This is a genomic window from Streptomyces sp. NPDC058401, from assembly GCF_042722885.1.
Lineage (GTDB): Bacteria > Actinomycetota > Actinomycetes > Streptomycetales > Streptomycetaceae > Streptomyces.
On record NZ_JBHXKA010000003.1, the window covers coordinates 57,654 to 69,366 of the forward strand.

Here is an 11,713-nt window from a genome sequence, read left to right on the forward strand (position 1 = left end):
GGCCCGTTCCACATCTTGTAGAACTCGGACATGTTCTGGGTCCTGTTCCTCCTCCTTGCCTGGGCAGGGCTGCTGTTCGCGTGCACCCGCCTCCTGCAGGCCGCCGCCGAACCGGCGGACCCCGCACCGGGCACCGCCGCGCGCCACCACGACGAGCTGAGCCTGTACGAGGCCGCCTATCTGGCCGGCGGCCCGGAGCGGGTGGCCGAGCTGACGCTGCTGTCCATGCAGCGCCAGCGGCGGCTGCTGCTCGCGTACACGGGCTGGGCGACGGTCGTCGACCCGGTGGGGCGCGATCCGCACGAGCGCTCGGTGCTCGGCGCGTTCGGGCCGGACGGGCAGGAGCAGGTGACCTCCGTACGGGCGGTCGCGGCCCGGGATCCGGCCGTACGGGACCTCGCGGACCGGCTCGGGGAGGCCGGGCTCGCGCTGTGCGACGGGGCCCGGCAGGAGGTCGACGCGGGGGTCCGGGCGGTCCGGCAGGCCACCGTGCTGGTCCTCGCCATGGCGGGGGCGGCGCTGTGCGTGCCCGATCCGGGAACCACGACCACGATGATCCTGTGCTGGTTCGCGCTGCCGCTGATCCTGGCGCTGGGCTGCCTGGCCATCGCCCGCGTCGAGGGGCACGCGCACTCCGGGTGGGCCTCCCCGGCCGGCCGGCGGCTCCTGGTGGAGCTGGGGCGGGAGCGGGGCGTACGGGGCTCGCTGACGGCGGTGGCCCTGCGGGGGCTGCGCGCGGTCAAGGATCCGGAGCTGCGGGCCGCGCTCGCCTACGGCAGGCGGGGGCGGATTCCGCGGCAACAGGGGCATTGAGCGCGACACCGGCCGGTGGTCCTGTACAGCAGGCCGCCCGGCGGATCTCATCGGACGGTCCGATGAGATGAGAGGCCCGCCATGCGCATGCCCCGGGTACCCGCCACGGTCGCGCTGGCCGCCCTCGCGCTGGCCGCATCCCTGCCGATGACCTCCGGCGCCGAGGCCGCCGCCGGGACCGCTCCCCCGGGCCCGCCCCGGGTGACGGCCGGGCCCGGACCCGCCGGAGCCGCCCGGGCGGCCGCCGAGGCCGCCGGGGCCGAACTCGTGGCCCGCCGGGCCGCCGCCGCGCACGGGGGGCTCCCCGGCCCGGCGGGAGACAAGGCGCCGGGCCGTCAGGGTGCCCGCGACGGGCTGGAGTTCGGGCCGTGCCCCGTCGCCGAGGGGCTCGGGCCGGACGTGCGCTGCGGCACGCTCCGCGTCCCGGTGGACTACGCCCGGCCCTACGCGCAGCAGACGCAGATCCTCGTCAGCCGGATCGCCGCCTCCGGCGCGGGCGGGGTCCCGCGGCAGGGGGCGCTGGTCTACAACCCCGGCGGACCGGGCGGGAACGGCCTGTTCTTCCCGCTCGTCGCCGGTCTGCCCGAGTGGCGCCGCATCGGGGCCGCCTACGACCTCGTGGGCTACGCCCCGCGCGGGGTGGGCCGCTCGGGCCGCCCGCTGTCCTGCCAGAATCCGGCGCGGTACGCCCCGGCCCCGTCCGGGGCCGCCGGTGCGCAGCCGGACGCCGCCGCCAAGGAGGCCCGGATCGCCGCCGCGCGGGCCTACGCCCGCGGCTGCGCGGAGCGGGCCGGGGCGGCCCTGGGCTCGTACACGACGCTGAACAACGTCCGCGACCTGTACGTGCTGCGGGCCGCGCTCGGCGAGAGCGGGCTGACCTTCATGGGGGCCTCGTACGGCACGTACCTCGGCGCCGTCTACGCCACCCTCTACCCCGGTCACGTCCGCCGGATGGTCTTCGACTCGGCCGTCGATCCCGATCCGCGCAAGGTCTGGTACGGCAACAACCTCGCCCAGGCCCCCGGCTTCGAGCGCCGCTGGGCCGATTTCCGCGCCTGGGCGGCCCGGCACCACGACGTGTACGGGCTCGGCGCCACCCCCGGGGCGGTGCAGGCGAGTTACGACCGGGTGCGGGCCGCGCTGGCCCGCGAACCGGCGGGCGGGGTGGTCGGCACCGGGCAGCTGCACGCGGCGTACTTGCGGGCCGCGTACTACGACGAGGTCTGGCCGGGCCGTGCGGCGGCCCTGGCGGCGTTCCTGCGCGGCGATCCGCGTCCGCTCGTCTCCCTCGCCGCCCCGGACCCGGACCCGGCCGTGGCGGCCGAGGGTGAGAACGCGACGGCCGTCTACACGGCGACCCTGTGCAACGACGCCCCCTGGCCCGCCGACTGGGAGACCTGGGACCGCGACAACACCGAACTGGCCCGCACGGCCCCCTTCGAGACCTGGACCAATGCCTTCCTGAACCTGCCCTGCGCCTTCTGGCCGGTGCGCGACCGGCAGCGGCCGGTGGACGTGGGGCCGCGGCCGGACGCCCCGCTGCCCGGCACGCTGATCGTCGCGGCCGAGCGGGACGGCGCCACTCCGTACGGGGGCGCGCTGGAGCTCCAGCGGCGGCTCGGGCCGCGGGCCGCTCTGGTGACGGAGCTCGGGGCCGGCACCCACGGGGTGGTCGGCGGACGCAATGGCTGCGTGGACGCCCACGTGGAGCGGTACTTGCTGACGGGTGACACGGCGGGGTCACGTGTCACGTGTGCGCCGCATCCGGAGCCCGCACCGGTGTCGCTGGACGACCGGGCAGCGGTGGCCAAGGGGCACCCCAGGGCACTGCTGCCGCCAGTCGTCTGAACTTCCGGGCGGGATCTCCGGCTGCGTCGATTCGGGGGCAGGGCCTCCCGATCCCCGGAGGACGCCGGTCAGGGGTCCTCCGGTCCTTCCCCCCAGGGGAGGTCTCTAGGCGAGTCCGTCGACCAGATCGGCGACGGACTTGCGGCGCCCGGTGTAGAAGGGCACCTCTTCGCGGACGTGCATGCGGGCCTCGGAGGCGCGCAGGTGGCGCATCAGGTCGACGATGCGGTACAGCTCGTCGGCCTCGAAGGCCAGCAGCCATTCGTAGTCGCCGAGCGAGAAGGAGGCGACGGTGTTGGCGCGCACGTCGGGGTAGCCGCGGGCCATCATGCCGTGGTCCTTGAGCATGCGGCGGCGGTCCTCGTCGGGCAGCAGGTACCAGTCGTAGCTGCGCACGAAGGGGTAGACGCTGACGTAGTCGCGCGGCGTCTCGTCGGCCAGGAAGGCCGGGATGTGGGACTTGTTGAACTCGGCCGGGCGGTGCAGGGCCATGTTCGACCAGACCGGCTCCAGCGCGCGGCCCAGCTTGGTGCGGCGGAACAGGTTGTAAGCGGTCTGCAGCTCGTCGGAGGTCTCCGCGTGCCACCAGATCATGATGTCCGCGTCGGCGCGCAGGCCGGAGACGTCATAGGTGCCGCGGACGGTGATGTCCTTGGCGGCCAGCTGGTCGAACAGCTCCTGGACCTCGTCGGCGAAGCCGGCGCGGTTCTCGGGGAGCACGTCCTTCAGCTTGAAGACGGACCACAGGGTGTAGCGGATGACCTCGTTGAGGTCCTTCGCCTTCTTCCCCGCGTTGGGAATCTTCTCTGGTGCAGTCATGCGTCTATTGTCCCGTGTGCTGATCAGTGGTCGGTGCCAGGGGTGCCCCACCGGCCCCCAACGTGGCGATCACCACGTCGGCGGCCTTGCCCGCGCTGGCGATGCAGGCCGGGATGCCGACCCCGTCGTACAGCGCTCCGCACACCGCGAGGCCCGGCAGGGCCGCGACGGCGGAGCGGATCCGGGCCACCTTTCCGAGGTGGCCGACGGGGTACTGGGGCAGCCCGCCGTCCCAGCGGGTGACGGTGGAGGCCACCGGGCGGACGGTGGGCGCGAGGCCCACGGCCTCGCCGAGGTCGGCGCGGGAGACCTCGACCAGTTCCTCGTCGGAGCGCCCCAGGTCGCCCTCGTCGCCGTGGCGGCCGACGGAGGTGCGCAGCAGGAAGAGTTCGGGATCGGTTCCGGCCCAGGCCCACTTGTTGCTGGAGAAGGTCGAGGCCTTGATGGTCCGGCCGTCCACGGGCGGTACGAGGAACCCGCTCGCGCCGCCGTCGGCGATCCCGGCCGGCAGGTCGCAGCGGCGCAGGGCCATCGTGACCAGGGCCATGGAGGCGTACTCGACCTCCCGCAGCTCGGTGGCGGCGCTGGGCGCGATCCGGTCGAGCAGGCGGGCGGCGGGTCCGGCCTGGACGGCCAGCACCACCGCGTCGGCCTCGATGGCCTCGGCTCCGCCGGGGGCGTCGGCGACCACGCGCCAGCCTGCGGCGGTACGGGTCAGCTCGCGCGCGGGGGTGTCGAGGAGGATCCGGGCTCCGGCCGCCCGGCAGGCCTCGGCGACGGCGAGCGGGAGCCTGCCGATGCCGCCGTCGATGCCGGAGAAGACGGGACCGGTCTGCCCCGCCCGGGCGGCCCGGGCCTGCAGTTCCCGTACGCCCTCGCCCAGGGAGTCGTGGCTGCGGGCGACGTCGTACAGCTGGGGGACGGCGGCCCGCATGGAGATGCGGTAGGCGTTGCCGGCGTAGACCCCGCCGAGCAGCGGTTCCACGAGCCGGTCGACGACCTCGCGGCCCAGGCGGGCGGCGACGTACTCGCCGAGGGCCACGTCCTCGCCGATCTCCTGCGGCTCCAGGGCGTCTTCGGCCCCGGCCCGGGCCAGGCCCTCGGCCGAGAGCACCCCGGAGGCGGCGAGCGGGCCCAGGTCGCCGGGGACGCCCATGACGTGGCCGCCCGGCAGGGGCCGCAGCTCGCCGCGGGTCCACAGGCGGGCGGTCGCGGTGGCGGGCGGCTGGAGGGCCTCGCCGAGACCCACGGCGCGGGCCAGTTCCAGTGCTTCGGGGCGGCGGGCGAGGACGGATTCGGCGCCGAGGTCCACGGGCAGGCCGGCCAGTTCGCCCGAGCGCAGTTTGCCGCCGAGGCGGGGGCCGGCTTCCAGGAGGGTGACGCGAAGGCCTTCGGCGAGCAGCCGGTGGGCCGCCGCGAGGCCCGCGATACCGCCGCCGATGACGACGACGTGGCCGGCGGGGGCCGGCCGGTCCGTACGCGTGTCCGCTTCGTGCATGGACACATCGTCTCAGACCGCTCACGGGGCGATCGCCGAGGCCTGACCGTGACCGCTTCGGCATCACCTCGGAACCGGGCGTACGAAACCCGGGACGAGCCCGCGTACGTCAGAACGGCGAGGCACCGACATCAGCGCATCCGACGATTCCGACACTTACTCAGGGGGACCCAACGATGCACACCCAGCACAGACGTCACGGCCGGTACGGAAGGCGGTCGGTGACGGCCCTGGCCGCGCTCTCCCTGACCGGGGCCCTCGTCCTCACGGGCTGCTCCGCCGGCGACGACACCGCCGCGGACAAGGCGGCCGTCGCGGCTCCCGGGCGGCAGGACGCCGCCGGGGAGGGCGGGGCGGCGGCTCCGGCCCCGGCCGCGTCGGGGGCGCCGGCCCCGGGAGCCGACAAGGGCCAGCCGCAGGCTCCCGCCGTACGCACCCAGATCATCCGCACGGCGAGCCTCGGCGTGGAGACGGCGGACGTCCAGAAGGCGACGGCCGGGGCCCGGACGGCGGCGGAGAACGCGGGCGGGTACGTGGGCAACGAGTCCACCGCACGCGATCCCGAGGGGTCGATGACCTCGACGGTGACCCTGCGGGTGCCGGGCGAGCGCTTCGACGCGGTGCTGGCCGCGATGGAGGGCAGCGGGAAGCTGCTCAACCGCAAGGTCGAGGCGCAGGACGTGACGCAGAAGGTCGCCGACGTCGACAGCCGGGTCAAGTCCCAGCAGGCGAGCGTGGCGCGGGTGCGCGAGATGATGGAGAAGGCCTCGGGGCTGAGCGAGGTCGTGACGCTGGAGTCCGAGCTCAGCAAGCGCCAGGCAGATCTGGAGTCGCTGCTCGCCCAGCAGACGGCCCTGAAGGACCAGACCTCGCTCGGCACGATCACGCTGACGTTCTCGGAACCGGGGAAGCCGGTGGTCAAGGAGCCCGAGAAGCCGGATCCGGGCTTCACGGACGCCCTGCTCGGCGGCTGGGCCGTGTTCGCGGCCGCGGTCATGTACCTGCTGATGGCCCTCGCCGCCGCCTCCCCCTTCCTGCTGTCGGGCGCGTTCCTGCTGCTCTGCTTCCGTCAGTACCGCAAGTGGCGTCCGGCGAAGCAGAAGCCCGACGGGCCCGCGCGGCGGCTTCCCGCACAGGCCGGCCCGGCCTGGCCGGGGCACACGGCCGCCACTCCGGCGACCCCTCCGGCGACCCCTCCGGCAGACGTCCGGGACTGAACACCCGTACGCACGTAGCGTGGTCCCCGCAGACATCGGCGGCGGGGAAGGGCGGTACGGGCGCATGGGGAACGGCACGGAGCGGCTGGTGGTGGTGGGCGGTGACGCGGCGGGGATGTCCGCCGCGTCACAGGCCCGGCGGCTCAAGGGCCCGGCGGAGCTGGAGATCACCGCCTTCGAGCGCGGGCACTTCACCTCGTACTCGGCGTGCGGGATCCCGTACTGGATCGGCGGCCTGGTCGGCGGTCCGGACGAGCTGATCGCCCGGACGCCCGAGGAGCACCGCGCGCGGGACATCGACCTGCGGACGCGGACGGAGGTCGTCGAGCTGGACCTCGCGGGGCAGCGGGTGCGCGCCCGGGATCTGGAATCGGGCGCCGAGTACTGGACGGAGTACGACAAGCTCGTCCTGGCCACCGGCGCCCGCCCCGTCCGCCCCCGGCTGCCCGGCATCGGCGCGCACGGGGTGCACGGGGTGCAGACGCTGGACGACGGGCAGCGGCTGATGGCGGATCTGGAACGGACCGCGGGCCGCCGGGCGGTGGTCGTGGGCGCCGGCTACATCGGGGTGGAGATGGCGGAAGCCCTGCTCGGGCGGGGCTTCGAGGTCACCGTGCTGCACCGGGGCGAGCAGCCGATGTCCACGCTGGACCCGGACATGGGCGGCCTGGTGCACAGTGCGATGAACCGCATGGGGATCCGTACGGTCGCCCGCGCCGAGGTGACGGAGATCCGCACGGACGCGGCGGGCCGGGCCCGCGCGGTGGCCACGGCGGCCGGCGAGGAGTACCCGGCGGACGTGGTCGTCCTCGGCATCGGCGTGGAACCGCGCACGGCCCTGGCCCGCGCGGCGGGCCTCCCGCTGGGCGAGTCGGGGGGCCTGCTGACCGACCTCTCCATGCGGGTCCGCGGCCACGAGAACATCTGGTCGGGCGGCGACTGCGTGGAGGTCCTGGACCTGGTGGCGGGCCGGATGCGGCACATCCCGCTGGGCACGCACGCGAACAAGCACGGCCAGGTCATCGGCTCGGGCATCGGCGGCGGCTACGCCACCTTCCCGGGCGTGGTCGGCACGGCCGTGAGCAAGGTCTGCGACCTGGAGATCGCCCGTACGGGGCTGCGCGAGCGCGACGCCCTGTCCGTCGGGCTCCGCTTCGTCACCGCGACCATCAGCTCGACGAACACCGCGGGCTACTACCCGGAGGCGGCGGAGATGACGGTGAAGATGCTGGCGGAACGCCGCACGGGCCGTCTCCTCGGGGTCCAGATCGTCGGCGGCGCGGGCTCCGCGAAGCGGGTGGACATCGCCGCGGTGGCCCTGACGGCCGGCATGACGGTGGACCAGATCGTCTCCCTGGACCTGGGCTACGCCCCGCCGTTCTCCCCTGTCTGGGACCCGGTCCTGGTGGCCGCCCGCAAGGCGGTGTCCGCGGTGCGGGCGGCGGGGGTCTAGCCGGTCGGGGCCTCGGCCCTCTCCGCGCTCGCGGCGAGGAGTTCGGAACGGATCAGCTCCAGCAGACGGCCGATCCAGTTCCGGCCTCCGCGGGGGCCCTCCTCCCAGAAGGGGGCCTCGGAGACACCGGTGTGGAGGACCGCGCCTTCGCCGGTGGCGACCAGCAGCTCCGCGAGCCGCGGATGCTGGTCGAACTTGGCCCGCAGCAGCCCGGCCATGACGGCGAGCCGCCGGCCCGCCCAGTCCGCCCGGCCCACGGCCGCCGCGCCCAGCTCCTGCGCCTCGCGGGCGGTCGCGGCGGCGCGGATCCGGTCGTGGCCGGCCCGGTCGGCGGCGAAGAGGGCCCAGTAGGCGTGCACCACGGTGGGGTAGGTCTCCCCCTCGTAGGTGAAGGGGGCGTCGTAGTCGTTGCGCAGCGCGAAGTTTCCGAGCTCGGCCGGCCATCCCCGGGGGTACACGGTCTCGTGGAGGACGACCGGGGGCTGCGGCGCACCGCTCGGGGCGTCCGCGTGGAGGACGGCCCGGCGTTGCTCTGCCCGCTCGTCCTCCTCGTCCCCGTCGGCGAAGTAGGCCAGGGCCTCCAGGTGCAGTTCCGGGGTCGCCACCGGCCCGTCGCCGTCCACGGGCGAGCCGAGGTCGGTCACCAGGATCCGCAGCGGGCGGTCCTGCCGGTCCATGTCCCCCAGGACGAAGACCCGCCGGTGGGCGGGAACGGCGAGGTACGCGGCCCGGAGCAGGGACCGGTTGGCCTCCGTGGTGTCCCGCTGGTAGCCGCGGATCGCCTCCCAGAGCAGGTCCACGGCCCTGGGCCGGCCCGCCAGCCGGGAGATCTCGTCGGCCACTTCCGCGAGGAAGCTCTCGTCGGTCAGCGGCTCGGGGTAACGGGCGAGCCACTTCGAAGGCGCGACGGTCCGCTCGCGGCCGTCCGGCCGCGCGAGCGCGACCTTCCCCGAAGCCAGCAGTCCCGCCAGCCCGGCGAGATCGGTCGCGTCGTAGCCGCCGCGGGTGATCCTGCCGTCCGCGTAGACGAACAGGTCCTCGGGGTAGTAGTCGTCCTGGAAATCGTGCCTACACCACACGAGGCACCAGGCCCCGTCGATGGTTGCTCCGTCGGATATGCGAAACGTCGGCCCGTGCCATGTCATGCAGGGCACGGTACCGACGTCGGCGCAGGCTCGGGTCAGACGGCCGTCTGCGTGTGGACGTAGTCCACCAGGCGGGTCAGGGCGTCCGGGTTGGTCGTCGGGAGGACGCCGTGGCCCAGGTTGAAGATGTGGCCCTCCAGGTCCGCCGCGGCGTCCAGGACCTCGCGGGTCTTGATCTCCACCGCCTCGGGGGTGGAGAAGAGGACGGCGGGGTCCAGGTTGCCCTGGAGCGCCTTGCCGGGGCCGACCCGCTTGACGGCCTCGTTCAGGGAGACCCGGTAGTCGACGCCCATGACGTCCGCGCCGGCCTCGCCCATGAGGCCGAGCAGCTCGCCGGTGCCCACGCCGAAGTGGATGCGCGGGACCCCGTACGAGGCCACGGACTCCAGGACCTTCGCGGAGGCGGGCATCACCGAGCGGCGGTAGTCCGCCGGGGCGAGCGCGCCGACCCAGGAGTCGAAGAGCTGGATCGCGGAGGCGCCGGCCTCGATCTGGACCTTCAGGAAGGCGGAGGTGATGTCGGCGAGGCGGTCCAGCAGGTCGGCCCAGAGCTCCGGGTCCCCGTACATGAGGGCCTTGGTGTGCTCGTGGTTCTTGGAGGGGCCGCCCTCGACCAGGTAGCTCGCGAGGGTGAAGGGCGCACCGGCGAAGCCGATCAACGGCGTGGAGCCGAGTTCACCCGTGAGCATGCCGATCGCCTCGGTGACGTACGAGACGTCCTCCGGGGTGAGGTCGCGCAGCTGTGCGAGGTCCTCGCGGCGGCGGATCGGCTGGGCGACGACCGGGCCGACGCCCGGCTTGATGTCCAGGTCGATGCCGATGGCCTTCAGCGGGACCACGATGTCGGAGAAGAAGATGGCCGCGTCCACGTTGTGGCGCCGGACCGGCTGCAGGGTGATCTCGGTGACCAGGTCGGGCCGCATGCAGGATTCCAGCATCTGCGTGCCCTCGCGCACCTTGCGGTACTCGGGGAGCGAGCGCCCCGCCTGCCGCATGAACCACACGGGGGTGTGCGGTACCGGCTCGCGCCGGCACGCCTTCATGAAGGCGGAATCGTACGTCTGGCTCGGCGTGCCCGTGGGGCGGGTGTTGGCGCTCACGACTCAAATCTTCGCACGTATGAAGAAGTGCCCGGCCCGGCGCGGGTGTCCCTGCGCCGTACGGGCGCTCGTTCCGCCTAGTCTTCCCCGCATGGCTGCGGCTCAGGGACGATTTTCAGATGGCGCTGACGGTACGGACAGCGCGAAGGACAGCTCCGTCCCACTCCCGTTCCGGCGGGCGGTCGACGGCTTGAAGAAGGCGAGGCTGCGGCAGGGGATCGAGATCGATCCCACCAAGCCGCCACAGAGACTGGCGCCCCACGCGTACGCGCTGGAGGCGGCCGTCGTGGACGGCGACGAGGACCTGGCGGACGGCCGGCTCATCCTCCTGCACGACCCGGCCGGGCACGACGCCTGGCAGGGCACCTTCCGGCTGGTGACGCTCGTACGGGCGGAACTGGAGCCGGAGATGGCCGTGGACCCGCTCCTCCCCGAGGTGTGCTGGTCCTGGCTGACGGGGGCGCTGGACGCGCGCGGGCTGACGTACGGGGAGGCGAGCGGGACCGTCACCATGGCCGCTTCGCACTACTTCGGCGGGCTCGGCGAGCGGCGTCCGGCGACACAGATCGAGATCCGCGCCTCGTGGACCCCGCGCGAGGGCGTGGGCGGAGTGCCCGACACCGCCGCACACCTGTCGGCATGGTGCGAACTGCTGTGCCAGATCGCGGGGCTGCCGCCGGTCGGACCGACCGAGACGGTGACCGGCGTGGTCTCGCTGCCCCAGCGCCGCGGTCCGCATCACCCGCAGGGGTAACACTCCGAGGCCACGACCCGTACCGATGCGCCGGCCCGTGCCGTGAAGCCGGGCCGGATGACGGGGCCGGATGTCGTTAGAGGGCGCCCCTTGCGGGCTTCTGATCACCCTATGATCGATCGTGCGTCCGAATTGCCCGAATTGTTACTCACCAAATCGTGATCATTCCCTAAAGCCGGGCGGGTGACGTGCCGAAGGAGTCATAGACCATCCGCACGGTTCGCACCGGCTTCCTTCCCCGAGCCGGCCGTCCCGCCACTCCCCCCCAGGAGGCCTAGGTGTCCGTTCTTCTCGAGCAGCCCGCAAGCCTGGTCGCCTACCGCCCGAACAAGCCGACGGCCATGGTCGTCGTGGCCGACCCGCGCGTGCGTTCCACCGTGACCCGCCATTTGTGGGCCCTCGGAGTACGCGACGTGATCGAGGCTTCGTCCATCGCGGAGGCCCGTCCACGCATCGGCAGCCCGCGCGACATCTGCGTGGCCGACGTACACCTGCCCGACGGCTCCGGTCTCACCCTGCTGTCCGAGACCCGCGCCGCCGGTTGGCCGAACGGCCTGGCCCTGTCCGCCGCCGACGACATCGGCGCCGTGCGCAACGCCCTCGCGGGCGGAGTGAAGGGCTACGTCGTCACCGGCACCCGGACCAACATCGGGCTCCCGTCCCGGCCCGGCGCCGCCCCCATCGGCGCTGCCGCGGCCCGTATGCACCGCCGCCCCCCGGGTGCCCCGAGCCACCCGGGCGGCTACCGAGAGCTCTCCGGCCGCGAGGTCGAGGTCCTGCGCCTCGTCGCGGAGGGCCAGTCCAACAAGGCCATCGGCGTTTCGATGGGCTTGTCCGCCCTGACCGTCAAGTCCCACCTCGCACGGATCGCCCGCAAGCTGGGCACCGGCGACCGGGCCGGGATGGTCGCCGTCGCCCTGCGGACCGGGATCATCCACTGACCCGGCCGATATCCCCCGAAAGACGCCGGGAGAACTCCCGGACAACCCGGGGAAACGTCCGTCCTCCCCCCTCGCGGCCCGCGGCCGAACCGTGCAGCGCCCGGGCGCGGGGGTACACCGAAACA

The 11,713-nt window shown here is 73.9% G+C and carries 10 protein-coding genes; 6 read left to right on the top strand and 4 right to left on the bottom strand.

Features of this window, described 5'->3' with window-relative positions; translation table 11 throughout:
* The first annotated feature begins 30 nt into the window (after nt 1–30).
* Nucleotides 31–813: a TIGR04222 domain-containing membrane protein gene (locus ACFWNV_RS01930; protein ID WP_383938985.1), complete on the top strand. Its 783-nt coding sequence runs from the start codon at nt 31–33 to the stop codon at nt 811–813.
* A gap of 81 nt (nt 814–894) precedes the next feature.
* Complete coding sequence (locus ACFWNV_RS01935) at nt 895–2,661, top strand: alpha/beta hydrolase (RefSeq protein WP_383938987.1); 1,767 nt, start codon at nt 895–897, stop codon at nt 2,659–2,661.
* Nucleotides 2,662–2,766: 105 nt separating this feature from the next.
* On the opposite strand, the gene hemQ is transcribed toward ACFWNV_RS01935, so the two are convergent.
* Both hemQ and hemG read right to left on the bottom strand, forming a co-directional pair.
* Nucleotides 2,767–3,480 (bottom strand): hydrogen peroxide-dependent heme synthase, encoded by a 714-nt coding sequence (gene hemQ / locus ACFWNV_RS01940; RefSeq protein ID WP_327303858.1) that lies wholly within the window; start codon nt 3,478–3,480, stop codon nt 2,767–2,769.
* A gap of 4 nt (nt 3,481–3,484) precedes the next feature.
* Nucleotides 3,485–4,978: a protoporphyrinogen oxidase gene (hemG, locus tag ACFWNV_RS01945; RefSeq protein ID WP_383938991.1), complete on the bottom strand. Its 1,494-nt coding sequence runs from the start codon at nt 4,976–4,978 to the stop codon at nt 3,485–3,487.
* A 221-nt stretch (nt 4,979–5,199) separates the two neighbouring features.
* On the opposite strand from hemG, the gene ACFWNV_RS01950 reads away from it, so the two are divergent.
* Both ACFWNV_RS01950 and ACFWNV_RS01955 read left to right on the top strand, forming a co-directional pair.
* Nucleotides 5,200–6,195, top strand: coding sequence for a DUF4349 domain-containing protein (locus ACFWNV_RS01950; RefSeq protein WP_383938994.1), 996 nt, complete (start codon nt 5,200–5,202; stop codon nt 6,193–6,195).
* Nucleotides 6,196–6,259: 64 nt separating this feature from the next.
* Nucleotides 6,260–7,648, top strand: coding sequence for an FAD-dependent oxidoreductase (locus tag ACFWNV_RS01955; RefSeq protein WP_383939152.1), 1,389 nt, complete (start codon nt 6,260–6,262; stop codon nt 7,646–7,648).
* On the opposite strand, the gene ACFWNV_RS01960 is transcribed toward ACFWNV_RS01955, so the two are convergent.
* Complete coding sequence (locus tag ACFWNV_RS01960) at nt 7,645–8,727, bottom strand: NADAR family protein (protein ID WP_383938997.1); 1,083 nt, start codon at nt 8,725–8,727, stop codon at nt 7,645–7,647. The genes ACFWNV_RS01955 and ACFWNV_RS01960 overlap by 4 nt on opposite strands.
* 101 nt (nt 8,728–8,828) lie before the next feature.
* Nucleotides 8,829–9,893 carry a uroporphyrinogen decarboxylase gene (hemE, locus tag ACFWNV_RS01965; protein ID WP_383938999.1) on the bottom strand — a complete coding sequence of 355 codons (1,065 nt, stop codon included), beginning with the start codon at nt 9,891–9,893 and terminating at the stop codon, nt 8,829–8,831.
* 91 nt (nt 9,894–9,984) lie between these two features.
* Here hemE and ACFWNV_RS01970 point away from each other — a divergent pair, with 91 nt between their 5' ends.
* Nucleotides 9,985–10,647 (top strand): DUF3000 domain-containing protein, encoded by a 663-nt coding sequence (locus ACFWNV_RS01970; RefSeq protein WP_243331447.1) that lies wholly within the window; start codon nt 9,985–9,987, stop codon nt 10,645–10,647.
* 278 nt (nt 10,648–10,925) lie between these two features.
* Nucleotides 10,926–11,588, top strand: coding sequence for a response regulator transcription factor (locus ACFWNV_RS01975; RefSeq protein WP_214956508.1), 663 nt, complete (start codon nt 10,926–10,928; stop codon nt 11,586–11,588).
* Nucleotides 11,589–11,713 lie beyond the last annotated feature (125 nt).

What these genes read in the sequence shown, in the direction of transcription:
- ACFWNV_RS01930 (WP_383938985.1), top strand. Translation starts at nt 31, where the DNA reads ATGTTCTGGGTCCTGTTCCTCCTCCTTGCCTGGGCAGGGCTGCTGTTC.
- ACFWNV_RS01935 (WP_383938987.1), top strand. Translation starts at nt 895, where the DNA reads ATGCGCATGCCCCGGGTACCCGCCACGGTCGCGCTGGCCGCCCTCGCG.
- hemQ (WP_327303858.1), bottom strand. Translation starts at nt 3,480, where the DNA reads ATGACTGCACCAGAGAAGATTCCCAACGCGGGGAAGAAGGCGAAGGAC.
- hemG (WP_383938991.1), bottom strand. Translation starts at nt 4,978, where the DNA reads ATGCACGAAGCGGACACGCGTACGGACCGGCCGGCCCCCGCCGGCCAC.
- ACFWNV_RS01955 (WP_383939152.1), top strand. Translation starts at nt 6,260, where the DNA reads ATGGGGAACGGCACGGAGCGGCTGGTGGTGGTGGGCGGTGACGCGGCG.
- ACFWNV_RS01970 (WP_243331447.1), top strand. Translation starts at nt 9,985, where the DNA reads ATGGCTGCGGCTCAGGGACGATTTTCAGATGGCGCTGACGGTACGGAC.